This is a genomic window from Hyphomicrobiales bacterium (assembly GCA_039973685.1).
GTDB lineage: Bacteria > Pseudomonadota > Alphaproteobacteria > Rhizobiales > JACESI01 > JACESI01.
Window position 1 is genome coordinate 1 of the sequence record JBDWKL010000001.1, and the last position, 25,485, is coordinate 25,485.

At 48.5% G+C, this 25,485-nt stretch carries 22 protein-coding genes and 1 riboswitch; of the genes, 13 read left to right on the forward strand and 9 right to left on the reverse strand.

Going from position 1 to position 25,485, the window contains the following annotated elements; genetic code table 11:
- Positions 1-1,359: Ig-like domain-containing protein (locus ABJO30_00005; GenBank protein MEP3231189.1), on the reverse strand; the 1,359-nt coding region annotated here is incomplete at its 3' end.
- Positions 1,360-1,682: 323 nt separating this feature from the next.
- Between ABJO30_00005 and ABJO30_00010 the strand changes: the two genes are divergently transcribed.
- The 3 genes from ABJO30_00010 to ABJO30_00020 are packed head-to-tail and all read left to right on the forward strand — an operon-like array spanning position 1,683 to position 3,289.
- Positions 1,683-2,039: a hypothetical protein gene (locus ABJO30_00010; protein ID MEP3231190.1), complete on the forward strand. Its 357-nt coding sequence runs from the start codon at positions 1,683-1,685 to the stop codon at positions 2,037-2,039.
- Positions 2,040-2,041: 2 nt separating this feature from the next.
- Complete coding sequence (locus tag ABJO30_00015) at positions 2,042-2,809, forward strand: triose-phosphate isomerase (protein ID MEP3231191.1); 768 nt, start codon at positions 2,042-2,044, stop codon at positions 2,807-2,809.
- Positions 2,810-2,833: 24 nt separating this feature from the next.
- Positions 2,834-3,289, forward strand: a complete 456-nt coding sequence (locus tag ABJO30_00020; protein ID MEP3231192.1) for an RpiB/LacA/LacB family sugar-phosphate isomerase — start codon at positions 2,834-2,836, stop codon at positions 3,287-3,289.
- Between the two features lie 66 nt (positions 3,290-3,355).
- Here the strand turns inward: ABJO30_00020 and dhaL are convergent, their stop codons facing one another.
- From dhaL to ABJO30_00045, 5 genes are all read right to left on the reverse strand, one after another.
- Complete coding sequence (dhaL, locus tag ABJO30_00025; protein ID MEP3231193.1) at positions 3,356-5,122, reverse strand: dihydroxyacetone kinase subunit DhaL; 1,767 nt, start codon at positions 5,120-5,122, stop codon at positions 3,356-3,358.
- 159 nt (positions 5,123-5,281) lie between these two features.
- The gene (locus ABJO30_00030; GenBank protein ID MEP3231194.1) at positions 5,282-6,235 is read right to left on the reverse strand and encodes a D-ribose ABC transporter substrate-binding protein; all 954 of its coding nucleotides are present in this window, start codon (positions 6,233-6,235) and stop codon (positions 5,282-5,284) included.
- Between the two features lie 102 nt (positions 6,236-6,337).
- On the reverse strand, positions 6,338-7,342 hold the full coding sequence (locus ABJO30_00035) for an ABC transporter permease (GenBank protein MEP3231195.1): 1,005 nt from the start codon (positions 7,340-7,342) through the stop codon (positions 6,338-6,340).
- A 56-nt stretch (positions 7,343-7,398) separates the two neighbouring features.
- Positions 7,399-8,958, reverse strand: coding sequence for a sugar ABC transporter ATP-binding protein (locus tag ABJO30_00040; protein MEP3231196.1), 1,560 nt, complete (start codon positions 8,956-8,958; stop codon positions 7,399-7,401).
- A complete protein-coding gene (locus ABJO30_00045; GenBank protein ID MEP3231197.1) occupies positions 8,955-9,608 on the reverse strand; it encodes a DUF2291 domain-containing protein in 654 nt (217 codons plus the stop codon). The genes ABJO30_00040 and ABJO30_00045 overlap by 4 nt, the downstream gene beginning before the upstream one ends.
- 416 nt (positions 9,609-10,024) lie before the next feature.
- Between ABJO30_00045 and ABJO30_00050 the strand changes: the two genes are divergently transcribed.
- The 7 genes from ABJO30_00050 (at position 10,025) to ABJO30_00080 (ending at position 19,077) form a co-directional block, all read left to right on the forward strand.
- Positions 10,025-11,596: an FGGY-family carbohydrate kinase gene (locus ABJO30_00050; GenBank protein ID MEP3231198.1), complete on the forward strand. Its 1,572-nt coding sequence runs from the start codon at positions 10,025-10,027 to the stop codon at positions 11,594-11,596.
- Between the two features lie 51 nt (positions 11,597-11,647).
- Positions 11,648-13,159, forward strand: coding sequence for a glycerol-3-phosphate dehydrogenase (locus ABJO30_00055; protein ID MEP3231199.1), 1,512 nt, complete (start codon positions 11,648-11,650; stop codon positions 13,157-13,159).
- Between the two features lies 1 nt (position 13,160).
- Complete coding sequence (locus tag ABJO30_00060; GenBank protein ID MEP3231200.1) at positions 13,161-14,093, forward strand: TIM barrel protein; 933 nt, start codon at positions 13,161-13,163, stop codon at positions 14,091-14,093.
- 53 nt (positions 14,094-14,146) lie between these two features.
- Positions 14,147-14,279, forward strand: a riboswitch (FMN riboswitch).
- 76 nt (positions 14,280-14,355) lie between these two features.
- On the forward strand, positions 14,356-14,784 hold the full coding sequence (locus ABJO30_00065) for a 6,7-dimethyl-8-ribityllumazine synthase (protein ID MEP3231201.1): 429 nt from the start codon (positions 14,356-14,358) through the stop codon (positions 14,782-14,784).
- Positions 14,785-14,880: 96 nt separating this feature from the next.
- Complete coding sequence (locus ABJO30_00070) at positions 14,881-15,846, forward strand: sugar-binding transcriptional regulator (protein MEP3231202.1); 966 nt, start codon at positions 14,881-14,883, stop codon at positions 15,844-15,846.
- Position 15,847: 1 nt separating this feature from the next.
- Positions 15,848-17,356, forward strand: a complete 1,509-nt coding sequence (locus tag ABJO30_00075) for an FGGY-family carbohydrate kinase (GenBank protein MEP3231203.1) — start codon at positions 15,848-15,850, stop codon at positions 17,354-17,356.
- On the forward strand, positions 17,356-19,077 hold the full coding sequence (locus ABJO30_00080; protein ID MEP3231204.1) for a glycerol-3-phosphate dehydrogenase/oxidase: 1,722 nt from the start codon (positions 17,356-17,358) through the stop codon (positions 19,075-19,077). Before ABJO30_00075 ends, ABJO30_00080 begins: the two co-directional genes overlap by 1 nt.
- 244 nt (positions 19,078-19,321) lie before the next feature.
- Here ABJO30_00080 and ABJO30_00085 read toward each other — a convergent pair whose 3' ends face one another.
- The 3 genes from ABJO30_00085 to ABJO30_00095 all read right to left on the reverse strand — a co-directional run bounded on the left by ABJO30_00085 (position 19,322) and on the right by ABJO30_00095 (position 22,368).
- Entirely contained in the window at positions 19,322-20,818 is a 1,497-nt protein-coding gene (locus tag ABJO30_00085) for a tripartite tricarboxylate transporter permease (protein MEP3231205.1), read from the reverse strand.
- Between the two features lies 1 nt (position 20,819).
- Entirely contained in the window at positions 20,820-21,302 is a 483-nt protein-coding gene (locus ABJO30_00090; protein ID MEP3231206.1) for a tripartite tricarboxylate transporter TctB family protein, read from the reverse strand.
- Positions 21,303-21,384: 82 nt separating this feature from the next.
- Positions 21,385-22,368, reverse strand: coding sequence for a tripartite tricarboxylate transporter substrate-binding protein (locus ABJO30_00095; protein ID MEP3231207.1), 984 nt, complete (start codon positions 22,366-22,368; stop codon positions 21,385-21,387).
- Between the two features lie 96 nt (positions 22,369-22,464).
- Here ABJO30_00095 and ABJO30_00100 point away from each other — a divergent pair, with 96 nt between their 5' ends.
- The 3 genes from ABJO30_00100 to ABJO30_00110 are packed head-to-tail and all read left to right on the forward strand — an operon-like array spanning position 22,465 to position 25,485.
- On the forward strand, positions 22,465-23,142 hold the full coding sequence (locus ABJO30_00100; GenBank protein MEP3231208.1) for a response regulator transcription factor: 678 nt from the start codon (positions 22,465-22,467) through the stop codon (positions 23,140-23,142).
- Positions 23,135-24,502, forward strand: a complete 1,368-nt coding sequence (locus ABJO30_00105) for a sensor histidine kinase N-terminal domain-containing protein (GenBank protein ID MEP3231209.1) — start codon at positions 23,135-23,137, stop codon at positions 24,500-24,502. The genes ABJO30_00100 and ABJO30_00105 overlap by 8 nt, the downstream gene beginning before the upstream one ends.
- Complete coding sequence (locus tag ABJO30_00110; GenBank protein MEP3231210.1) at positions 24,481-25,485, forward strand: ABC transporter substrate-binding protein; 1,005 nt, start codon at positions 24,481-24,483, stop codon at positions 25,483-25,485. The genes ABJO30_00105 and ABJO30_00110 overlap by 22 nt, the downstream gene beginning before the upstream one ends.

Below are 25,485 nucleotides of genomic sequence, written 5' to 3' on the forward strand. Positions count from 1 at the left end.
TCCTTCAGGCACATTGGCCAATTCAAAGATAAGCGTTTCTGACCCATCCTGATCGACCAATTCACCGCCAAGACCCGTGAGAACAACAGGCACATCTTCGTCTGTTACAAACTCACCGCCAACCACGGTTGGTTGGTCGACAACTTCAACAATTGTCACAGCGTGATTAGCTGTAACTGTTTCAGTACTTCCATCTTCTTCTGTGGCTGTCGCGCTGATTGTGACAACAAAATCATCGGCATTGTGTTCTGGCGCATCCAAAACAAGCGTATCTAGAACGGCAAGAACGTCAGCAGGTGTGCCGCCAGATAAAACATAGCTTCCGTCTGGCTGTTGAACCAGCGTTACACCGTTCTGCGTTGCAGCCGTTACAACCACACCTGCGGGAATGCCAGTAAGCGTAATCGCCAGGGTTTGGGAACCATCTGTCGCGTCATCAACCGCAATATCAATATCTTGACCCAGCGGTATTGTGTTGTCTTCATTGACTGTTGTTGCACCATCAACAAGGATCGGAACATCGAGAACAGGCGCGACGTTAATTTCGATTTCTTCAATCCGCACACTGCCATTGTTTGGGTCAATGAACTGGATTTGAACCACCTGAACACCAGAAAAATCTGGATCAGGTGTAAAAACAAAACTGCCGTCATCATTAAAGACAATCGTGCCATTTGTTGGCGGTGTTAGAATCTCAGGAGTAAAGCCGATGATTGGGTTTAAAAACAACTGCTCTTCCAACACACCGTCTTCTTGTGTGCCGTAGATGTTATTGATCACGACGTTCGGCTGCACCGTTTCAACATTGTTGGTACGGTCAATTGGAAGAATGTCGTCGAAGGGGTCGGTTTGTATTAGTCGCTCGATGCTTTCATTCAGCAAGGGCGCCAAATGCGGGGGTGAAAAAGCGATTGCGGCAAACGGCCCGGTTAATCCAGCATTAGAAACTGACGATAAAAAATCACCAGTAAAGAAACCTGTCGCACTGCCTTCGTAAAATGGTGTGAAATTCTGCGCTTCAATTGTATCAGCAATATTTTGAAACAATATACGCTCGTTGCCAAGCGCCTGCGACAAATCCAGATCATCTGCCAATGCCTGCCTAATGGTGCCCAGCAGTCTGTTTCCACCAAACGCGCCACGGCCATCAATGCCGCCATCACGAAGCGGAACAAAATCTTGCGTCTCAACGACAACAGGGTTTGGACTAGAAGTTGTCGCTGGGGTGTCATCTGCACTATCACCAGAAGCAGATCGAGGTTTGGCCGCTTCTAACTGTGCAAATAATTGTTCCAAGCGTGCTTCTAGTTCTTGCTCGAAATTCGACGAATTCGCTTTTGCTGTACTAATTTGTTTCATACTCACCACACCCAAAAAACCACTTAGTTGGGTGTAAAAATAATGAATTATGTATAACGAAATAATAATTTTTGGAAATTATTTCGAACTATTCAAGTAACACATCGTAAATAGGCAAAAGTTCTTATATATTAGAGGGTATTTAAAAGACTCCTAATATTTGGCGCCTTTTATCGTCATCACGTGCGAAAAATTTAGCTGAAAAGGTGCCATTTAAATGCGAAATCGTGATTTCTTATGAAGATGTCCGTCGCTGGGCCAGAAGTTCCAGCTAGATGACGCCTGTCGATGTGCCATTCATCAACGTTTCCAGATTTTGAACAATCTCAAATGGCAGCTCCAAAAATTACAATAGAACTTATTATAATACCATAAAACACGTTGATTTAACGCAATCGAATGTTAGAATTAATTTCATTTCGTCTCCTGCAGTCATGGGTTCTGATGTTTTCTACATGGATGAAGCGGCGGTTCGAACCAAGTGGGCTATGATCAATTCGGCAACTAAAAATGTCTTGTTGGTCGGCAAAAACCAGATCAATCAACAAGCACTATATCAGCTCGCTTCTGTTGGCGAATTTGATGTCTTGATCACAGATAAAGCGCCAGATGAAAGCTTCACAAAGCTCGCAAAGGCTTCTGGAGTTGAACTCATTGTCGCGAGCAATGAAGGGGCGTGAATATGACGACTTCTAAATTTTGGATTGGCACCAGCTGGAAAATGAACAAGACCCTTGCTGAAGCAATGGCATTTACATCGTCCTTGGGTGCAGCTGATCCTGAAAATGATCCGCGCATACAACGTTTTGTCATCCCCCCTTTTACAGCTGTGCGGCAGGTCAAAGAAGCATTACAAGGCACAACAGTAAAAGTTGGCGCCCAGAATATGCATTGGGATGATGCGGGAGCTTGGACTGGCGAAGTCTCACCGATCATGCTGAAAGACTGCGCCCTTGATATAGTGGAACTGGGCCATTCAGAACGCCGCGCTCATTTTGGCGAAACCAACGACACAGTGGCAAAGAAGTCTGCCGCTGCAGTAAGGCACGGCCTCATTCCTCTCATATGTATCGGTGAAACACTCGCAGAGCGCGAGGCGGGCAAAGCCCAAGAGGTCTTATCTGAACAAGTTTCCACGGCGCTCAAAGCCATTGCTGGAGAGGCAAGTGACACGCCCGTTTTGCTGGCTTACGAGCCGGTTTGGGCGATCGGGGAAAACGGCATTCCGGCATCGGCAGATTACGCAAATGAACGCCATGCCGAGATCATTGCCTTGTCGTCAGACATTTTAGGAAAACCCGTGCCGTGCCTCTATGGTGGCTCCGTCAATCCAGACAACTGCGAAGAGTTGATCCAATGCGAACATATTGATGGCCTGTTTATTGGTCGATCGGCTTGGAACGTTGAGGGCTATCTCGATATTTTGGACCGATGCTCAAAAGCAATTTGAATAAAGAAACAAAAGGAAAAGAAGATGAAAGTAGCAGTAGCAGGCGATAGCGCGGGTGAAGGTTTGGCGAAAGTCTTAGCAGAGCATTTGGCAGCTAAAGGGTTTCAAGCAGAAGACCTATCACAAGGTGAAAGCGGTCCAGATGCTTTTTATGCAAACCTGTCCGACAGAGTTGCAAGCAGTGTCATTGAGGGAGAATTCAACCGTGCAATTTTGGTTTGTGGAACGGGTATTGGCGTGTGTCTATCAGCCAACAAAGTGCCAGGAATTAGAGCCGCACAATGCCATGACACCTACTCAGCAGAGCGTGCAGCACTATCAAACAATGCTCAAATCATCACCTTAGGCGCGCGCGTGGTTGGCCCTGAATTGGCCAAGTCCATCGTCGAAGCATTTTTGGCCAATAGCTTTGATGAGGAAGGTCGTTCTGCTGGCAACGTCAATGCCATCAACGCACTCGACGCTAAATACAACAAATAAGAATGGACCGATCGCTGAGGCGATTAATCCACGAAGGGGTCATTTGCAGGAGAGTGCGCTCTTTGCCTAAAGCCTTGAGCTCAAAAACGAAGCAAACGAACCTAGAAGAATTGCGGCTGATTGGGCACCGGGATCGATATGCCCAATTGATCGTTCACCCAATACTTTTGATCGGCCACGTTTGCTCACCAAATCTTTGGTCTGATCAGCGCCTTGGCGTGCAGCTTGTGCAGAAGCAATCGCAACCTCTTTGATACTCCCTCCTTGCTGTGCGCTTAGTATTGCCGCTTTTGATGCGGGAGCCCATGCGTCGACCATGGTCTTTTCCCCAATCGACGCTTTGCCGCGCGTTTGAATACCCTTAGCCATTGCCGATAACAAAGCGGCTGTTGCCGTTGCGTCTAAATTTTGACGGTCAAGCACGGCGCGGGCTGCGGCGTTGAAAGCAGAAGCGTAAAGAGGTCCAGCCGATGCTCCAACTGAATCTAGAAATGCATCAGCGCATTTGATGCAAATTTCCGATATGGTTGTCTCATCAGACGCCTCATCAAGCGAAGTCAAAATAGCCTTCCAACCGATCTCCATCGTAATGCCGTGATCGCCGTCTCCGATAACACCATCCAACTCGCAAAGCTCATCCTTGGATTGAATGATGGCAGCGCCGATGTTTTGCAATGCCGCCACAAACAATGTCGGTGTCAAATGACCCGTGATGTTGAGGTTAGATTTGTCTTGAACCAGCCCACCCGTTTGGCCACTAAATTCGGGCGTTGTTTGTTGGGATTGCGATTGTTCTTGAGATTTCGTTTCATCTCGAACCCTCTCGTCTCCAACCTTTAAAGCGGGCGTGTGGCATGGATGGTCCAGCCATGTTTCAAGGTCATCGTCCAGCTTCATCAAGGTGACTGAGACACCAGCCATTTCCAATGATGTACAATACTCCCCGACCCAACTGTTGTGGATATGAATATTCTTGGTGCTCAATGTTTGAGACACGCGCCGGTGGACAAGATATTGTTCCAGTAAAGTGGTGGAACCCAGACCGTTGACCAGCACGGCGACGCTGTCACCTGCATTCAACTTCAATTCATCAACAATGGGCTGCAACAGTCTGTCTGTAACGTCATCAGCCGTTTCAATCGGGACACGCGCCACACCAGGCTCGCCATGAATACCCATGCCAATTTCCATTTCGCCCTCGGGAATTTCAAAATTCGCTTTCCCCGTTTGAGGCATCGAACACGCAGATAAAGCAACGCCCATGGTGCGCGTGTTGTCGTTGGCTCTTGTCGCAGCAGCGATCACTGCATCAATATTCAACCCTAAATCAGAAGCAGCACCTGCGACTTTGAAAACGAAAAAATCACCTGCAATGCCCCGCCGCTCACTGGACCTTTCTTTTGGCGCCGAGGCGATATCATCGGTTACGAGGAACGACCTTGCATCAATCCCTTGCTGGCCTAGTTGCTCAGCTGCCATGTCGAAGTTCATAACGTCCCCAGCGTAGTTGCCATAGAGGAACAACACGCCCTCCCCACGCTCAGCACTTAGGGCAGCGTCAATAATATGCGCTGGAGAGGGGGAGGCAAAAATATTACCGATGGGAGCGGCGTCAGCCAAGCCTTGTCCAACGTAGCAAGCAAACGCAGGTTCGTGACCTGAACCACCACCAATAACCACGCCAACTTTACCTGGCCGCGCGCCCTTTTTAGCGACAATTGCTCGCTTGGTTTTTCCTTCAACCCGCAGCAATTTAGGGTGGGCCGTTACAATTCCCTCAATGAGTTCTTCGATGAGAAAATCAGGATCGTTTATTAGTTTCTTAGGTGACATCTTCTGCTTCGACCTCCAACACAAGCCCACAGGCTTTCAAATTGTAAAATGCTTTTCCAATTTGCACTTCAGTCTAGCTTACACGGATTTGGCAGAAATAAAAAAATGGGCGCGCTGTTTATGAGCGCCCCCACTATTAGCTTACGTTGAGCGGTATTTTTACTGAGACAATGTAAACGGAGCTGAGTAGTTAGCCACGTTTGCAGGTGTAATCAGCAAGCAATCAAACAACTGCTTTTCTGCAGACACTTTTGCTGAACCGTTCTTGATGTAGTAGTCAGCTTGACGCACAGCTTCAGCAGAGAAGACCGCAACAGGCTGAAGAACAGTGTAAGCCATTTCGCCAGATTTCACTGCAGCGACGGCATCAGGTGAACCATCAAAACCGCCAACGATTACACCATTGAGACGGTTGGCTTCTTTAAGAGCTGCAATCGCGCCCAAAGCCATTTCATCGTTACCAGAGATAACTGCGTTGATTGTGGACTGGGCTTGCATGATAGACTGCATTTTATTGTAGCCCTGTGTACGGTCCCAATTAGCTGTTTCCTGCGCCACTTTATCCAAACCTGAATACTGGCTTAAAACAGTCTTGTAGCCGTTGGAACGGGTCGCAGCATTGTTGTCAGATGGGTTACCAAAGAACTCAACATATTTGGCGTTGTCGCCAACAAGTTCTTGCCACGTAACAGCACCTAGAGCCGCGCCTTGTGCGTTGTTAGAAACCAGCTGTGCAATAGCAATGCCGCTTTCGTTGATTTCAGCATTTACAAGAAAGACCGGAATACCGGCAGCTTTTGCTTTTTTCACTACGCCAACTGAACCATCGGCATTAGCTGGATCGAGAATGATGGCTTTTGCACCGTTGGTGATAGCTGCATCAACAAGAGTTGCTTCAGTATTTGTATCGCCTTTGTGAGCAGACACAGTTGCTTCGTAACCCAGCTCTTCGGCTGTCTTTTTAGCAACTTCACCTTCTGTGAACCAATATGGATTGGCTGGGTCATTCACGATGATAGAAATCAAACCGTCTGCATAGGCAACAGAAGCTGACATCATCAATGGCAATGAAACCATAGCCGCGACCACGGCACGCTTTGTAATTTTTAACATAATATTCCTCCCTAAGGGTGGTTTAGTGTTTGCCGAATTATTTCGGCGGCTAGTTTCAGAATGATGTTATTCCTCCAAACATCGCGCTGAAATTCTTGTACGTCAGGCGGATTTTCGGGCGCCTCCATATGTGATTGAGTTCAACAAAACAGCCAGCACAATCACGGAGCCCGTGAAGACCGTTTGCCAGTAAACAGACACGCCGATAATGACCAATCCGTCTGACAAAAATACGATGACGAAAGCGCCGAGCAGCGTCCCCTGGATGGTTCCTTTTCCGCCTGTAAGAGCAGCACCACCGATGACCACGGCTGCAATTGCTGTTAATTCATAGGTCATGCCAGCTGTTGGACCTGCTGAGGTAAGCTGAGAGCTTAAAACAATCCCAGCAATTGCGGCGCAAACACCACTCAACATATAAACCGCAATCTGTACCCGCTTCACGGGAACGCCGGACAATTCCGCAGCCCGCGCGTTACCACCTGATGAGTAGAGCCAGCGACCAAAAGATGTGCGTGTTAATAAGAAAGCACCAATTAAGGACACAAGGACCAACACAACGACGCTGATTGGAATATTGCCGATGCGGTTGAACCCAAGCCAGTCAAAGCCTGTGTTGCCGAGTTCTGGCTTCCCACCCAAATTGTTGAACGTCAAACCGTTGGTCATCAGCAAGGCAACGCCGCGCGCGACGTAGAGAGTACCAAGGGTCGCAACAAAGGCTGGAACCTTCATGTAAGCAATCAGTACCCCATTGACCAAGCCCACGAAGGCACCCACCCCCAAAGTTAAGAGAACCACCGCCCAAACTGGCAGGTACAAAATAACCCCAAGCGCCTCTAACTCGATCCCTTGCATCAAATAACCGGCAAAAACGCCAGACAGCGCAAGTGTTGAACCCACTGATAAATCAATTCCGCCATTGAGGATCACGAGCAACATGCCCACGGCAATCAGTCCAAAGATGGCCACGTGCGATGACATGATCAAAAAGTTGCCCAAGGTAAAATAGCGTGGTGAAAGTATGGAAAACACAGCAATGATAGCGATCAATGCAAAGAAGGCCCGCCCTTCAAGCAATAGTTTCCAAACATCCAGTTTTTTCATATTCGCGTCCGTTTTTGTTGCTACCGCATCTGTATTTTTCATGCCTTCATGCCCAGTTATGCGACTACAGCTTCGCCAGAAGCAGCCATGATTTGCGCTTTTGTTACGTCTTTTGTGAATTCAGTCGAAATTTTTCCTCGGTGCATAACGATCACGCGATGCGCAATTGATAGGCACTCCCCAACTTCAGAAGTGGTGTAAATTACCGCTAAGCCGTTTTTCGCTTTTTCGGCAAGAAGCCTAAAAACCTCAGCCTTGGCACCGATATCAATGCCCCTGCTCGGCTCATCCAGAAGAATGACGCTCGGATCTGTAGCTAACATTTTACCGATCACGACCTTTTGCTGATTGCCGCCAGATAAAGAGCCAATTGGAGCGTTTGGCCCATCAGTTTTGACCGTCACATCTTTAATGGACTTCGCGACAATTGCGTCTTCGTCGGTACGAGATGTCATGAAATTTTTGGTGAAATTGCTAATTGAGGCCAAAGACATATTGCCTCCCACCGTCATAGTTTGGACAAGCCCATCCCGCTGCCGATCTTCTGGCACCAGGCCCATTCCTGCATCAATTCGTTGAGCAATTGAAAGGCCTGAAACATCTGTTCCATGAAGCAAAACTTCGCCAGAAATTGGCGAAATCCGACCCGCAACAGTCTCCATAAATTCCGTGCGCCCTGCGCCCATAAGGCCATAAATGCAGACGATTTCTCCCGCTTTCACAGACAGACTTAGATGATCAACAGCAAGACCATTGCCTGAAGCTTCTGCAACGCATAAATCTTTGACCTCCAGAGCGAAGCTGCCCATCTCATGGCCAATTGGCGGCGAACCCAGATCGAAATTTTCGCCCACCATGTTGCGAACGATCCATTCCAGATCAATGTCTGAACGCGGCGCATAAGCCGTCATATTCCCATCTCGAAGAACGACCGCGTGATCTGTCACTTGCAGCGCTTCTTCTAAATGGTGTGAGATATAGACAATGGATACGCCTTTTGAGGTCAGATCACGAATGACCTTGAAAAGCACTTCCACCTCAGTTGCAGAAAGCGCGGAAGTTGGCTCATCCATAATCAAAATGCGAGAATTCACCGAAAGAGCGCGCGCGATTTCGACAATTTGTTGCTGGCCCAAACGCAAATCTTCAACCAAGGTCAGAGGATCAATGTCCTCTTCCAATTCTTTCATCAAGGCGCGGGTTTGTCGCTCTTCTTCTTTGAAATCAACGCCACCCCATGACCCCTTGATTTCCCGACCCATAAAGATGTTGTCGCGAACATTCATATTAGGAGCAAGACTAAGCTCTTGGTGGATAATCGAGATGCCAAAGCTAAGCGCTTTGGTTGTCGATCCCAATTCAACAACATTGCCATCGAGAATAATTTCGCCAGATGTAGGCACATAGACACCCGATAAGATCTTCATCAAAGTCGATTTGCCAGCACCATTTTCACCAAAAAGGGTCGTCACCTGTGCCCTATGGATATTGAAATCGACACTCTTAAGAGCATGAACAGGCCCCCATGACTTGGAGATATGGCGCGCAGCCATAACAACTTCCTCGTTGTCAGGTTCTGCACTGGGACTGTCTAATTTCGAAGCGGTTGCAATCATTTGACGTCAAACTTTACAGGTGTGACCAGCCAATTTTTTGGATTGATCATTTTGAAAACGCCAACAACCGATACTGACTTCCCACTTAGGGTTTCTCGATCCAGATCAACCAACACCACCGCACTCATCGCTTTATTGATACTGGCTCCTACATTTTGATATTCAATTTGGTTTGTGAATTGACCGAACTCGATATCACCTGGAACATCGCGCAGCTCAGTTCCATTGATTGCGGGGCCAGATTGAACGCGAATTTTTGCGCCTTGCGGCATTCCATCAACTTTTATCTCGAATATGCCAGATTTACCTTCACCCACCACTCCCTCGAATTTCACTGGGAAAACAGGGAATATGCCAGACACCGTGCCAAATTCAGTAATAGCGGCTTTTTTGTCGGCTTTGAGCTTGGTTGATAATTCGACCGCGTCGGCAGCACGCTCAACTACAAGGGATTGAATTCTAGGAAATTCAGTCTGGCCATAGGCATCTGGGGAAAAGGCTTGTTTTCGCAAATCTTGATCTGATCCAACCACAACAACAGTTGTATCAAGCGCCATTGCACCAAGCACTGCGGCAAAGCAAATAGCCGTGACAGTCCAAGTTTTTTTGGAGCCTCGATCCGAGCTCCCCCCTTGCACAGATGCAGCCATCTGCTCTCCTCCCGTAAACGCAATTTAAGTCTGCGTCTGTTTCATCGTTACCGCCTGTTGCTTTCTCATCGACTGTTCTCCCAAACAGTAGCGGTAAATAGACATCAATCAGCCGACCACTCGAGCATTCCCTTTCATCCTACACACTGTTTAAATAGCACGCACGACAACGTGTCAGTTTTGTTCGTCTACAATATGTTCTATCTGAAATATTTTACTGTGTCTGCAAAAAAATACAGACAAGGCAAAAAAAATGTACTAAAGATTAAACCGCATTTCGACGACCGGTGAGGGTCTGGGAAGACTAAGAATAGTCACCGAAGCTCGCGGGATGCTAAAAAGGATTAAGGCAAATGGTGAGGGTGAGCAGCCGGAAAATAGGCTGCCGCGCATATGCTGCAATGCGGAGGAGACGTGTGTCGGAGACACCAGATATAATTATTGGGGTGGATGCAGGTACTTCTGTCATGAAGGCCGTCGCTTTTCTTTTGGATGGCACACAAATCGCGACCTCCTCTGTAGAAAACTCTTACGCCATCGGCTCGGATGGAGCTGCAACCCAACCCATGGGTCGGACATGGGAGGATTGCGCCAAAGCGATTTCGGGTCTTGCTGATAAGATTTCTAATTTTGCTAATCGCACCGCAGCTGTCGCTGTAACAGGCCAAGGCGACGGCACATGGATGTTGAACAAAGACAACGTGCCATTCACGGATGCTTGGCTATGGCTTGACGCGCGCGCGGCACAGACAGTTGAAACATTGGCTGATGGGGATCGGGAGCGCCTTCGTTTTGAATCAACTGGCACTGGATTGAACACCTGTCAGCAAGGAACACAACTGGCGCACATGGAGCGGTTCCACCCTGAGATGATTGAGCAAGCTGCAATCTCGTTCCATTGCAAGGATTGGCTTTACTATTGCATGACTGGTGTTATTGCGACTGATCCGTCGGAAGCAAGCTTCACTTTTGGCAACTTTAGAACACGCCAATACAATGACGATGTCATCGCTGCTTTGGGGCTCTCAAACAGACGCTATCTCCTGCCCGATATTTTAGACGGATCTCAAACCACACATGCTTTGACGGAAAACGCTGCAAAAATGTGTGGCTTGCATGGGGGTACGCCTGTCAGTCTTGGTTATGTCGATATGATCATGACTGCTTTGGGTGCGGGCATTTTCACGGGCGAGTCTGATGTCGCTTGTTCAACGCTTGGGTCCACCGGTGTCCACATGAAAGCTGTCAAAGCAAGTGATGTCGTGCTGGGTCAAGATCATACTGGCTATGTCCTGTGCCTCCCCCATGAGGATATTGTGGCTCAAACACAAACCAATATGGCGGCAACGCTCAATCTTGATTGGGTTTTAGAGGTTGGCGCGGGAGTTGCGGCTGAATTTGGCGCAAAGCCTACCCATAAGGAAATGTTGGAACGACTAAACAGCTGGATCAAACAATCTTCTCCCTGTTCTCTTCTTTATCACCCTTATATTTCTGATGCTGGGGAGCGCGGTCCCTTTTTGAATGCTGATGCAAGAGCCGCGTTTAATGGATTGTCCGCAAATCACAGCTACCCCGATATGGTGCGAGCCGTTGTTGAGGGTTTGGCTATGGCAGCCCGTGATTGCTACGAAGCCATGGGTGACTTGCCAAGGGAAGTCAGGATCACGGGCGGCGCTGGGCGCTCTGATGAATTGCGCCGCATTCTATCATCATCATTGAAAGCACCAATTCGCATCTCGTCGCGAGACGAGGCTGGTGCGGCGGCGGCGGCTATGATGGCGGCAGTGGCGATTGGAGCGTTTGACGACATGGAAGCGTGCATCAATGAGTGGGTCACACCTCTTTTGGGCGTCCCCGATCCGGTCGATAATGAAATGATCAAGAAGTATGACCAACTCTATTCAGCCTACAAATCCTGCCGACAAGGTATGGGGCCGACATGGACTAAAATGGCATCAATCCGCCGAGCGACAAAAGAACAATGACGATGAATTTCAAACCTAGACGATCCGTTCATGCGGCTCATGGAGTAACACATGAAAAAAGATGAAATTGTCGATCTCTTTGTGATCGGTGGCGGCATAAACGGCGCAGGATTTGCACGAGACGCGGCGGGTCGCGGCCTGAAAGTCGTTCTATGTGAAAAAGATGATTTGGCAGAAGGCACATCATCAAGATCAGGTAAGCTGGTTCACGGCGGTCTTCGCTATTTGGAATATTATGAGTTTAGATTGGTGCGGGAAGCTTTGATAGAGCGCGAAGTTTTGATGAACGCTGCCCCCCATATCATTTGGCCTTTGCGGTTTGTGCTACCCCATTCCCCACAAGATCGCCCTGCTTGGCTCGTTCGCCTTGGCCTTTTCCTTTATGACCACCTTGGCGGCCGAAAAAAACTCCCCGCAACACGCACGCTCGATCTGCATAGAGATCCAGAAGGTGCTCCCATTCAAGATACATTTAAGCGCGGATTTGAATATTCTGATTGTTGGGTAGACGACGCCCGCTTGGTGGTCTTAAACGCATTAGACGCTGCCCAAAAAGGCGCTGAAATCATCACGCGGTCGCCTTGCATTTCTGCCCGCCGCGAAGACGGCCATTGGATTGTCACCACCCAAAACTCCCTCACAGGTGTTCAAACAGACTACAAAGCCAAGATGCTGATAAATGCAGCAGGTCCGTGGGTAACGGATGTAATCACGCGTGTCGCTGGGTCTAACTCACCACGTAACGTTCGTCTGGTTAAAGGGTCGCACATCGTGGTGCCAAAATTCTGGGAGGGACCGCACTCCTATTTGGTGCAAAATCACGACAAGCGCGTCATTTTTATCAATTCATACGAAGGGGACAAAGCCCTTATTGGAACAACCGATATTCAGTATGAGGGCCGCGCGGAAGATGTCAGTGTGGACCAAGAAGAAGTTGATTATCTGATCGCCGCCGTCAACAAATACTTCAAAGAGAAACTCTCAACCGAAGACGTGCTAGAAAAATTCTCCGGTGTGCGCCCTCTATTTGATGACGGACAGGGCAACCCCTCTGCCGTAACGAGAGATTATGTGTTTGATCTGGATGAAACGGCTGGCGCGCCGATCCTCAATATCTTTGGCGGAAAAATCACGACCTATCGCGAATTGGCAGAACGAGGGATTGGCAAAATTGATAAGTTCTTTCCTGATATGGGCAAAGACTGGACAGAGAAAGCGCCCCTGCCAGGTGGCGACATGCCAAATGCTGATTTCGAAGTATTCCGCGAAAAGGTCAAAACTGATTATCCATGGATGCCAAGAAAGCTACGTGAGCATTATGGGCGGCTCTACGGAACTCTGGTTTCCAAAATTGTTGGTGAGGCAAGTGATCTAGAAGGACTTGGCCGACACTTTGGCGCTTCACTGTACGAAGCAGAAGTCCGATACCTTGTGAAAAATGAATGGGCGATGACAGCCGAAGATATCTTGTGGCGCAGAACCAAGCATAAGCTCAACTTGACTGCGAACGAGATAGAGGCTTTCGAAAAATGGTTCACGGACACACTTGAAGAGGCCGCTTGATATGGATCTCACACTTTCCCTCAATACCAATCCGCTTGTTAATCGCTATGCAGACATTGATGACCTCATTGAGGTAACGGCCCGCGATATCAAAATTCGTGATCTACAACTCACCCATGAGTTCATCAATCCAAGCTGGGAACCCCATGTCATTAAACGCCTCACCCGCCAGCTAGACACAGCTCTTCAAAGAACAGGTGTTCGCGTCACATCTGGCATGACCGGTCCTTACGGTCGGCTCAACCATTTTGGCCATCCCGATAAAGAAGTACGCCAATATTACGTCGACTGGTTTAAAACCTTTGCGGACATCATTGGAGATGTTGGTGGGAAATCTGTCGGGACGCAATTTGCTATCTTCACCTACAAAGACTTTGACGATCTGAAAAGACGCAATGAGCTTATCAAAATTGCCATTGAGTGTTGGGCTGAGGTTGCCGAACACGCAAAAGGTGCCGGACTGGATTATGTTTTTTGGGAACCCATGAGCATCGGCCGCGAATTTGGTGAGACAATCCAATCCGCCATGTCACTTCAAGAACAAATATCTCAAGCCAATATGGCCATTCCCATGTGGATGATGGCGGATATTGATCATGGCGATGTCACCAGTGATAACCCCGATGATTTTGACCCATACGCATGGGCTCGCGCTGTGCCGGAGGTGAGCCCGATCATTCACATCAAACAATCGTTGATGGACAAAGGCGGGCATCGCCCCTTTATCAAAGAATTCAACGATAAGGGGCGCATTCAACCAGCCGCCCTTTTGGCTGCTTTGAAAGAGGGCAACGCAAATAACAATGAAATCTGCTTAGAGCTTAGCTTCAAAGAACGTGAACCAAACGACCGTCAGGTGATTGAGCAAATCGCCGAAAGTGTCGCCTTTTGGACACCGCATATCGATGCGGGCCAAAAAGATTTGAAAATTTAGGCCATAAGGAGAGCAAGGATACTTGAAATTTTTGCTGTCATAGTTCAGCAAGCATCTATTCTCAGGGCGGGGCGAAATTCCCCACCGGCGGTTAAAGCCCGCGAGCGCTTCAGCCACGCTGAAGGTCAAGCAGATCCGGTGTAATTCCGGAGCCGACGGTTAAAGTCCGGATGGAAGAGAAGCGATGTGTGTAGCCGTCAAATTTGAACGGCGACTTACATTTGTTCGCCTTGGAACCAAAACGAAACTTAGGATTAGTTCCATGAAAGAAATACAAAAAATAGCCTTCATCAAAGCACGCTGGCACGCTGAAATTGTTGACCAAGCGTTTGAAGGTTTCAAACAGGCCTATTCAGGTCCCCATGACATTCAAGAATTTGATGTTCCGGGAGCGTTTGAAATGCCGCTGCTTGCAAAACGGCTGGCCTTAACGGGTCAATATTCTTCCGTCGTCTGCGCCGCTTTGGTCGTTGATGGTGGCATCTACCGTCACGACTTTGTTTCAAAGACGGTGGTAGATGGGTTGATGCAGGTGCAGCTAGAAACGGACATTCCAGTCTTCTCTGTTTCCCTAACACCGCATAACTTTCAATCCACAGATGAACACATAGAGTTCTTCAAAGAGCACTTTGTAAAGAAAGGCCAAGAAGCTGCGGCAGCGGTTCAGATGATGGAGAATTTGATAATCTGATGAGCCCTTTTTTGTTCTTGATAGTAGGGTTTTCGGATAGATTTAGTGGTGTCATGGCATTGGGTTTAGGCTATGCTCACGACGTTGGGAGGGCGTATGAGAAATAAGTTCACAGACGTTGATAGAAGCCTTATGGCGCGCGCTGCGTGGCTTCACTACGTCGGCGGCCTGAAGCAAAGTGAGGTCGCAAAAAAACTCGGCGTTCCATCTGTGAAAGCGCACAGGATGATTGCAAAAGCTGTGTCCGATGGCATCGTGAAAGTAACAATCGATGATGATGTTATCGAGTGCATAGAACTCGCCGACAAATTGGCCACCACATATAATCTCGACATCTGCGAAGTTGCACCTGATCTGTATGAAACCGATGATCTTCCTTTAAGAGCACTGGCAAGTGCTGGATCTGATTTCATCAAACGACAACTGGAATTGTGTGAGCACAAATTGATCGGTATCGGCCATGGTCGAACCTTGGCTGCCGCAATTCGCTATCTGCCGTCTCTTGATGCGAGGGGCGCGCAATTTGTTTCGCTTCTGGGCGGTCTCACGCGAAATTTTGCGGCAAATCCCCATGATGTCATGCATCTGATTGCTGAAAAAACAAGTGCGCAAGCCTATGTCATGCCTGTCCCTTTTTATGCGAACACATCCAAAGATCGAGAAGTGCTGCTGGCTCAAAAAGGTGTAAAAGACGTTTTTGATTATGCTGAGAGTGCGTCCCTAAAATTGGTTGGTATCGGAACCGTTGAACCGAAAACACAATTGGTTCAGTCGGGTATGATCGAACCCGCGGAAATAAGCGAAGTCAGCAAAAGCGGCGGTGTTGGAGAACTCCTTGGGCATTTTTACAACGAGAACGGAGAGCCTCTCAAAACCAATCTTACATCACGAACTTTAGCAGTTGCTGTTGGTGATAGAGTAAGTGGTCAAGTTGTTGCCTTGGCAGGTGGGGCTGGAAAAATTGGGCCCATCAAAGCAGTGCTGAAAAGCGGCCAACTGAACGGCCTTATTACTGATGAAACCACCGCCAGATCACTTATTAGCCAATCTGAAGTGAGTTAAGATGACTTTGCTTCTGGGGATTGATAGCGGACTGACAATCACCAAGGCTGTTTTGTTTAATGCAGAAAATGGCGAACCAGTGGCTGTTGCCCGAAAAAAGGTGGCGCAGCTCCACCCACAAGACCATCATGTGGAAAGGGACTTGGAGACGCTTTGGGCAACGTGTGTCGAAGTCATACAACAAGTCATCACTAAAAGCGGCATCGACCCATCCCAAATTGCAGCTGTTTCCCAAACGGCCCATGGTGATGGGCTCTATTTGCTTGATAAAAATCAAAACCCTCTAGGCAATGGCTCATTGTCACTGGACAGTCGAGCCCATGACATTGTCGCGCAATGGCGCAGTGATGGAACCGCCAAAAATAGCTTGGCTTTTTGCGGCCAAGAACCCGGTGTCTCTTCACCAGCCGCCATTCTTGCGTGGATCAAACAACACGAGCCTGAGCGCTATGCCAATATAGGCAGTGTCTTCTCCTGCAAAGACTACATTCGCTTTTGTCTCACCAATGCAATCGGGACGGATAGAACAGAAGCCAGCACCGCTTTTACCGATGTGCAAACTCAAGACTATTCCCCAAGAGCCACTGACATATTTGGTCTGGACGGTATTTTTGACTGTCTTGCGCCAATCTTAAATCCCACCGATGTTGCTGGCGTTGTGACACAACAAGCAGCCGATCAAACAGGCTTGAAAGCTGGCACACCAGTGGCTGTGGGCTTGCACGATGTTTGCGCGTCCGCGCTGGGCATCAACGCCCATAAGCTGAATACTTTATCCATCATCGCGGGAACCTATTCGATCAATCAGGTTGTTTCAGCAAAGCCCATCACCAGCCCTCATTGGTTTTGCAGAAGCGCTGTTGAAGACAGCCTTTGGAACAATATGTCGATCTCGCCTGCATCCAGTGGAACCTATGATTGGTATGTGACAGCGCTTCTTGAAGGGGCTGACGGTGACCATGCCAAACGGGCCAAAGAGGCTGAAAGCATATTGCTTGATGGCACCAATTCCGTGTTCTTTCATCCGTTTTTATACGGATCGCCCTATGCACAGGACGCATCTGGAAGCCTTGTTGGTTTACGCGGCTGGCATGGTCAAGAACACATCACGGCTGCTGTGCTAGAAGGAATTGTGTTTAATCATTGTGTCCATATCGAAAGACTAAGCGAGGCCTTTGACTTTGAAAAAGTATGCCTGACGGGTGGGATCTCGCGAAACCCCGCTGTGGCACAATATGTTGCAGACGCCATCAATCAAGAAATCGACGTTGCTGACGTTGAAGAAGCCGCCTGCTGGGGTGTAGCCCTATGTGCTGGCGTCGCAGTTGGTTGCTTTGAGAATATGGCGGAAGCGGCTGCTAAAATTACACCGAAAACCACCATTTATCGGCCAGATGAGAACAGATCGGCCAAGGCCCGCAATCGGTTCGAAAGCTACAAAAGCCAAATCGTGCATCTGAAAAACATATGGTCTGAATTAGATCGGTTGGAAAAAGGGCGCGAAAGCTAATGGCACAATCAAAACCCTCAAGAAAACTGGATGCCCAATATGATGTCGTCATCATAGGCGCAGGCATCAATGGCGCGGGCACCTTTCGGGAACTGTGTTTGCAAGGGCTCAAATGCCTTTTGATAGACAAATCAGACTTCAGCTCTGGAACAAGTGCGGCCCCGTCCAGACTTATCCATGGCGGTTTGAAATACATTGAAACGGGAGAGTTTCGTTTGGTGGCTGAATCCACATTGGAACGGAACCTATTGTTAAAAAACGCCCGCCACTTCGTACGCCCTTTGCCAACCTACATCCCCGCCACCTCTTACTGGAAAGGTGTTGTGCCTGCCCTCAAGACCTTTTTAAAGCGCCCCTCTCCAATGCGCGCGCGCGGTGCATTTATCATCAAAGCAGGTCTCTTCATTTATGATTGGTATGGAAGGCGTGAAAGGACCATGCCACGCCACCACATGCTGTTTGGCAAATCATTGCGCCGCTTCATGCCGTCCTTGTCGCCCAATGTGGTAGCACTTGGGCACTATTATGATGCGCTTATCACCCAGCCCGAACGTTTGGTTTTGGAGCTTGTGGAAGATGGTGAAGCTGCCTTTGAGGGATCAACAGCTCTCAACTATGCTCAAATCTCCTCCCTCCAAAATTCTGATCTCATTGTGGAAGACCTAATCACCAATGAGAAACACGCCCTCAGCGCCAAGTTTGTCATCAACGCTGCTGGTCCTTGGATTGATCATGTGAATGCAGTTTTAGGAGAAGAAACGCACTTCATTGGAGGCAATAAGGGGTCGCATGTTCTGTTAGATCATCCTGTTCTCGCAGAAATTCTTGGCGACAAAATGGTGTATTTCGAAGGCGAAGATGGCCGCATCCTTCTGGCTTTTGTCTATCATGGGAAAGTGCTTGCTGGCTCAACTGACATTCCCTCAAAAGACCCTGATCTTGTCAGATGCAGCGATGATGAAGTCACCTATTTCTTTGATTGTTTGAAGCACCTGTTTCCAAAACTGGAATTTTTGCGTGAACAGATCGTTTTCACCTATTCCGGCATTCGCCCCTTACCAAATGCAAAGGGCCTGCCGCCTGGCATGGTCAGTCGGGATCATTCTATGCCCACGCTGGACCCAAGCGCAAAACGCCCTTTTCCAGTCATGTCTTTGGTTGGTGGTAAGTGGACCACCTTTCGCGCGTTTTCAGAACAGGTCGGCGACATGGTGTTGGCGCATCTGCAAAAGCCGCGCTTAAAGTCTAGCAAATATGAAGCGATTGGCGGCGGCAAAAAATACCCCAAAACTCTGTCAGAATTTCAGAAAATTTCCTATGGTCTACATACCGAATATGGAGTGGCCCAAAAGCACATAAACAATCTAATCAACCGATATGGATTGAAAAAAACCACGGCCATCCTCTCGTCCATGAACCAAAAAGAGCGCATCGAGCCGACACTTATTGCAGGCTTGCTTTTGGCTGAAATTCAGTGGGTTTGTCAGCATGAAAGTGTGCGGCATCTGGATGATTATATTCTTCGACGCACGGAGATAGCTTACCAAGGGCTTACCTCTGAAGCTCTGAATTCGATCTCATCTGCAATCAGTCTCGCGTTAGGCTGGGACGAAGACAAATTGCATACAGAAAAAGCCCGTTTGGCAAACATCCTTTTCAATCACCACGGCATTCAGTGGGCCGACAACCGCGTCAGCTACATGTCTGAAGCGAACCTCTAAACTGCATTGTCAATCCAATTTAGAAACATGGTTGCAATCCAAAGTGATTGCCATAAGTGCGGCAAGCGGAGCCTTGCCGAAAGGGACGGACCTACAAGCAGGCCCAATTCATTTAACTCCTATGTCATTCTCGGACGTCCAAGCCACGATCTGTATCCCCGTGATGTGACACCTAAGATAAGTCAAAGTCGGTCAATTGGAATGTGTTTGCGTGCCATCCTGATCAACAGCACCCCAAATTCAATTAACGTGATAACGCCTTCGCACGATGTGCGCGGTAGCTTGGTAAGATCACCAAGATCACGGCGATAACAAGCAATCCCAATGTCATCGGACGTTCCCAGATAAAGGCAATTCCGTCATATAACTGCATGGAGCGTGAGAAATTATCCTCCAGCATCCCACCTAAGATGAAGCCAATCAGTAACGGTGCCAGCGGATAGTCTGCAAATTTCAAGGCCGTTGCACAGATACCGAAACCTACCAGTATCAACAATTCCGTGGCGTTGTTTTGTCCGATATAGGCCCCCATCAGCGTGAAAAACAAAATGAACGGGATCAGGTAATTACGCGGCACAGCCAGTACTTTGGCTATGTAGGGGATCAACGGCAGATTAAGAATTAGCAAGACCAGATTGCCAATAAACATCGACATGATCACGGCCCAGAATATCTGAGGTTCGTCTATCATCAGGCGCGGCCCAGGTGTAACATTGAGAGCAAGTAATGCACCGAGCAAAATAGCAGTGGTCCCCGAGCCTGGGATGCCAAGCGTTAGCAACGGAACGAACGAACCCGTACAAGCTGCATTGTTTGCCGTTTCAGGTGCCGCGAGGCCTTTGATAGACCCTTTGCCAAACTCATCTTGTTCCTCTTTCTTCGCGATATTTCTTTCAACCGCATAGCCAAGAAAACTTGCGATTGTCGCCCCAGCGCCAGGCAGAACGCCAATGAAAAAACCTTGGATTGATTGGCGACCAATGACCGGCGCAATAGCCTTTGCTTCCGCGCGATTAATTCGCAAATCTTTGATTTCACTATCACTCCCCGCGCCAAGATTCTTTGGCTTGAGAACCAGAAAGACTGCCTCAGGTAAAGCAAACATTGCCATGGCCAGCGTGATGAAACCAAATCCCGACTGCAAATCCAAAATGCCCATGGTAAAGCGCGGCAGATTGAATAATGCCCCCTCACCAACAGTTGCCATAATAAGACCCAACAGTGTCATAAGCAGCGCCTTGGCTACCTGACCAGTTCCAGCGAATGCCGCAATCGCGGACAGACCCACAACCATGAGTGCAAAATACTCAGCCGAATGAAAAAGCAGTGCAACAGAAGACAAGGCTGGGGCAAAAACCAAAAGCAAGAGCGCGCCTATTGAACCGCCTGCGAAACTTGAAATCGCAGCAATGGTCAAAGCCTTGCCTGCTTTACCCTGCTTCGCCATCGGGTAGCCATCAAAGCTACTGGCGACAGTGCCCGCGACACCTGGCGCATTGAGCAATATTGAAGATGTTGAACCACCAAATATCGCGCCGTAATAAACGCCCGCCAAAAGAATGAGAGCGGCGGAAGGGTCACCGATGGAAATTGCGATCGGTATCATGATGGCAATGATCGACATTGGACCAAGGCCCGGCAACATACCGATAAATGTCCCGATCAGGCATCCGCCTATGACCATCAGCAGGTTTTGGAGCGAAAATGCAGTTTGTAAACCAGTTAGAAGTCCCTCTAGCATGTCAGCCTCCAAAAATTCCGGGAAGGGGTCGCATATAAATGCCCAGTACCTCTTGTACGAGATACCAAACAAAACCTGTGGCTACGGCAGCAATAAGGATCATCATATGCCACTTACGTTCGCCCAAAATAAATGCACCTAGGATCAAAAATCCCGAGGTAGAAATTAAAAATCCTACTGGTCGTAATGAGAGCGCATAAACAACCATCAAGCCCAACAAGAGAAGAGCTTGTCCAAGATGATAGTCGGTCAAACGGCGGTAATCGATTTCACCAATCTTTTCCTCGCCCTTTTCTAAACCGAACAAAATGACGGCGGATGCAATTATGCCCAAAACGGACAACATCTTCGGAAACGTGCTGGGCCAGACAGGGTTGCGCTTCATGAAAGGCGCAAGCTGCGCATCCATTGTGAACCAAGCCGCATATCCATAAACTATGCAGATACCCAGCAGTAATAGAGCGATCCAACGATCAAGTGTCACAATAGCCTCCCATATTCATAACAGCGCAGCGAATGCTGCGTTTTGTGGCAGGGTAATTACTCACCCCGCCAATCAGCCAAATCTAAAGAAAGCCCAACTTCTTCATCAAATCGCCAATTACTTTCTCCTGATTTTCCAAGAAAGCTTTGAAGTCATCTCCTGAATTATGAATGTTCACCCAACCATTGCGAACACGCACCTCTTCCCATTCAGGTGTTTCATACATTTTTGCTAGGGCCTGCTGGTACACCGCAAGCTTATCTGCTGGCAGACCAGGGGCCGCAAAGAACCCGCGCCAGTTGACGAACGTGGTATCAATGCCCTGCTCTTTCATGGTCTTGGCATCTGGTGCTGCATCGATCCGTTTGTCAGATGTAACGCCAATGATTTTGACTTCACCTGCATTTGCAAGATCAACAGCTTCGGAGAACCCAGTTGAGATCGCGGTGATTTCACCTGAAAGAAGCGCGGCCATTGCTTTACCGCCCGCGTCATAAGGTATGTATTTTACAGCCAAGGCATCTTTGCCTGCTGCTTCCATGACCATAGCCGCAACCAAGTGGTCCATGCCTCCAGGTACAGAACCGCCGCCAATAGCAATCGCTTTTGGATCGGCATCATAGGCTGCCATCAGCCCTTCCATCGAATTGATAGAGCTATCTTTTCCGACAACCAAAGCCGCGTAATCACCAATTGTTCCAGAGACGAGCGAAAGGTCCCGGAAGTTATGCGGGAAGACGCCAGTAAGTGAGCGGATTACGATTGGTGTTGAGTTGACCATCAACGTACCATGATTGCTATCGGCATTTTCAATTAGGAAGCCGATCGCTTTACCGCCGCCGCCGCCTGACATGTTTTCGAAGGAAGCTGTTCCAACAATTCCCGATTTGGTCAGTGCTTCGCCTGTACCGCGAGCTGTGCCGTCCCAGCCACCACCGGCGCCGCCGGGGATAAGAAAGTGAATGCTGTCAAGAACCTTGTGTCCGTCCGCAAATACTGGTCCTGCAAATGCAAAAACAGTCGCGGCGGCCAAAAGCGTTCGACGTCCCAGTTTCAAAAATTTCATGCTATCCTCCCGTTTGACAACCATCCTCAACATGGTTCAGTAATAATAATTATAAGCATGCAAACCTGACATAGACCTGTCACGGCACAACCAAGAATGATCACGACGATGAAATTCCTGTTGGTTGAAGACAATTCAGAATTGGCAAATGCGATTTCTTCGCGGATGCAATTGGACGGGCATGTGGTTGATCGTGCTGCGAACTTTTCGGACGCCGTCGCATTTTCGGAAGCCGAAGATTACGACCTTATTTTATTAGATATTATGCTGCCTGATGGTGATGGAAGAACGTTTTTAAAACTCCATCGAGAAGGCTCCAAGGACACGCCCGTCATCGTATTGACCGCCCGAAGCGAGGTATCTGACCGCGTTACCATGCTTGATCTTGGGGCGGATGACTACCTAACCAAACCATTTGACCACAATGAACTGGAAGCCCGATGTCGTGCAGTTTTAAGGCGCAGGGTTGGAAACTCTCAAACCGTAATCGAAGTTGCAGACGTAACGTTTGACCCCGTTGCTGGAGACCTGTCAGTCGCAGGGGAAACAGTGGGCCTTCGAAACAGGGAACTGCGTTTATTGGAGATTTTGATTAACTCTCCAGGTCAGGTTTTTTCGAAACAAAAGTTAGCAGATCGATTATTCTCGTATGACAATGGCGTGTCGGAAAATGCTATTGAAGTGTATATCGGGCGGCTTCGTCGTCACCTCGAACATTCCGTTTTGACGATTACAACTCTCCGCGGTTTGGGTTACAGGCTAGAACATGAATGACAAGCAAAGGGTCGTCGGGTCTCTTCGAAATCAACTAGCACTTACCCTGATTGGGGGGGCTGCAGTGCTTGCGATATTGTTGTTTTTCCTAATCCGAGCTTATGCGGTGCAAATTGCGCAAGTTGGCCAAGACAACATTTTAGGAGCATCCGTTACTTCCATCTTGCAAGCAGCAAACAGCAAAGACGGCCAAATTGAAATTGATATTCCCTATGCCTCTTTTTCGATGTTGCGCACCCCATCAGATGATCGGGTCTTTTATGCAATTTATCAAGACGACCAGTTTTTGTCTGGTTATGAGGACCTTCAGTTAGTTGAGAATTTACGTGATCGCGAAAGCTCTTTTGCATCCCAAACGTTCAGGGGCGATTTGTTCCGTCTAGCGTCGGCGACGCGAATACTGGTTGGGCCAAACGCGCGGACGAAAATCACTGTTGTTGTTGCGCAATCAAAAGACGCTCTTTCTGGAGCCTTGGCAGCGATTTCAAAAAACGCTGCGATCTTTGGCGTGGGCTTTTTTATGTTGGCTGCAGCGCTTTCTTTTTGGGCGACGGCCTCCACGATCGGGCAGCTCAAGAAGCTTACTGGCGCAGTGACACGTCGCGGACCACAAGACCTACGACCCTTTCTTCAATCTGTTCCCTCAGAGATGACCCCGCTTGTCGATGCGCTTAATACTTTGGTGAAACGTCTTGATCGAGCATTGAAGCAATCTGAAGATTTTATCGCGGAGGCTGCACACCGAATTCGCACACCCCTTGCAACCGTGCGTTCACACGCAGAGGGAACCTTGATGCGGGTTGAAAAACCAGAAAATCGCCAAGCCCTTCGATCCATGGTTCATGCCATTGATGAAAGTTCCCGCGCAGCCACCCAACTGCTCGACCATGCGATCATTAGTTTTCGGGCAGATCAATTAGAAACGAAAACGATTAATCTCGTTGAACTTATCAGTGACTTGGTGATGCAAATGTCGCCAATTGCCGAGATGAACGATCTGGAATTTCAAGTGAGCGGGCCAGATGAGGTAAGCTGCAAATGCGACCCCATACTTTTACAAAATGCGATCCGAAATCTGCTCGACAATGCAATTAAGTATGCCCCCGATACAAGCATTGTGACCCTGCATGTCGGCAAATCATCGAAGGCATTTGTAACCGTATGTGACGAAGGCCCTGGCTTTCCACCCGATCAACTAGACCAGCTCGCAGAGCGGTTCAAGCGCGGGCAGAACGCAGAGGGGAAAATTGGATCAGGACTGGGGCTTACCATTGCCCGAGATGTGGCGATTGCCCATGGCGGAAAGCTCGAATTAGCAAACCGCAGTGAGGGGGGTGCATGCGTTTCTTTATCGTTATAATTTTTCTGCTTTTCCCTCAATTTTCATTCGCCCAGACTTGGGAGGAGCGCCAGCTATTTGGCGCTAAGAATGCCCCAGTAAAACTCAACATCATTTCAAGTACGGATACGCCTTTCTTCGGGCACGTCATCAAAGATTTCTTGAAAAACAAACCCAATGTATCCGTCGACTATATGGTGACAGGAACCGCAGATCTGGACCGCATTTTTCGTGCTAATGCCGAAGACTTTGACTTGGTCATTTCAAGTGCCATGGACCTTCAGTTCAAACTTGCAAATGATGGGTTCGCAAGGCAGCTAGAAAATATTGCTCTACCAAACTGGGCAAAATGGCGAGACAGCATCTTTGCCTTTACGTTAGAGCCTGCCACGATCGTCATTAACAAAAAAGCTTTCGATGGTTTCCCCATTCCTCGAACGCGGCAGGAATTGATAAAGGCAATGCGAGCGCGACCGGATGTTTTCCGAAATCGGGTCGGCACCTATGACGTCCGCAGCTCTGGCTTGGGTTATCTTTTTGCCACACAGGACGCCCGCGCATCTGACACATTTTGGCGGCTCATGGAGGTAATCGGCGGATTAAATGCCAAGCTTTATTGTTGTTCTAGTGAAATGATAAATGACCTTGCCGACGGGACAATAGCGGTCGCATATAACGTGCTTGGTAGCTATGCTTCTGCAAGAACTGATACTCACGATGCATTAGAAATTATTTTGCCGTCCGATTATCCCACGACAATGATGCGCACTGCTATGGTGTCCAAATTGTCTGAGAACGCTGAACTATCGACGGCATTTGTAGATCATCTTATCAACCATCAACCAAACGCGGCTGATAACGTGCTTCCACCTTTGATTTCAGATCAAAGCAATGCAGGACAGATCACAATCATCCTAGAACCTGCCCTCATGACCTATCTGGATAAGCTAAAGCGTCGTACGTTCCTATCCGAATGGGAGAACGCGGTAATACACGGCCAGTAA

Excerpts from the sequence above, each read along its gene's own strand:
- ABJO30_00015 (MEP3231191.1), top strand. The coding sequence starts at position 2,042 with ATGACGACTTCTAAATTTTGGATTGGCACCAGCTGGAAAATGAACAAG.
- ABJO30_00020 (MEP3231192.1), top strand. The coding sequence starts at position 2,834 with ATGAAAGTAGCAGTAGCAGGCGATAGCGCGGGTGAAGGTTTGGCGAAA.
- dhaL (MEP3231193.1), bottom strand. The coding sequence starts at position 5,122 with ATGTCACCTAAGAAACTAATAAACGATCCTGATTTTCTCATCGAAGAA.
- ABJO30_00030 (MEP3231194.1), bottom strand. The coding sequence starts at position 6,235 with ATGTTAAAAATTACAAAGCGTGCCGTGGTCGCGGCTATGGTTTCATTG.
- ABJO30_00035 (MEP3231195.1), bottom strand. The coding sequence starts at position 7,342 with ATGAAAAAACTGGATGTTTGGAAACTATTGCTTGAAGGGCGGGCCTTC.
- ABJO30_00040 (MEP3231196.1), bottom strand. The coding sequence starts at position 8,958 with ATGATTGCAACCGCTTCGAAATTAGACAGTCCCAGTGCAGAACCTGAC.
- ABJO30_00045 (MEP3231197.1), bottom strand. The coding sequence starts at position 9,608 with ATGGCTGCATCTGTGCAAGGGGGGAGCTCGGATCGAGGCTCCAAAAAA.
- ABJO30_00055 (MEP3231199.1), top strand. The coding sequence starts at position 11,648 with ATGAAAAAAGATGAAATTGTCGATCTCTTTGTGATCGGTGGCGGCATA.
- ABJO30_00060 (MEP3231200.1), top strand. The coding sequence starts at position 13,161 with ATGGATCTCACACTTTCCCTCAATACCAATCCGCTTGTTAATCGCTAT.
- ABJO30_00065 (MEP3231201.1), top strand. The coding sequence starts at position 14,356 with ATGAAAGAAATACAAAAAATAGCCTTCATCAAAGCACGCTGGCACGCT.
- ABJO30_00070 (MEP3231202.1), top strand. The coding sequence starts at position 14,881 with ATGAGAAATAAGTTCACAGACGTTGATAGAAGCCTTATGGCGCGCGCT.
- ABJO30_00075 (MEP3231203.1), top strand. The coding sequence starts at position 15,848 with ATGACTTTGCTTCTGGGGATTGATAGCGGACTGACAATCACCAAGGCT.
- ABJO30_00080 (MEP3231204.1), top strand. The coding sequence starts at position 17,356 with ATGGCACAATCAAAACCCTCAAGAAAACTGGATGCCCAATATGATGTC.
- ABJO30_00085 (MEP3231205.1), bottom strand. The coding sequence starts at position 20,818 with ATGCTAGAGGGACTTCTAACTGGTTTACAAACTGCATTTTCGCTCCAA.
- ABJO30_00095 (MEP3231207.1), bottom strand. The coding sequence starts at position 22,368 with ATGAAATTTTTGAAACTGGGACGTCGAACGCTTTTGGCCGCCGCGACT.
- ABJO30_00100 (MEP3231208.1), top strand. The coding sequence starts at position 22,465 with ATGATCACGACGATGAAATTCCTGTTGGTTGAAGACAATTCAGAATTG.
- ABJO30_00105 (MEP3231209.1), top strand. The coding sequence starts at position 23,135 with ATGAATGACAAGCAAAGGGTCGTCGGGTCTCTTCGAAATCAACTAGCA.
- ABJO30_00110 (MEP3231210.1), top strand. The coding sequence starts at position 24,481 with ATGCGTTTCTTTATCGTTATAATTTTTCTGCTTTTCCCTCAATTTTCA.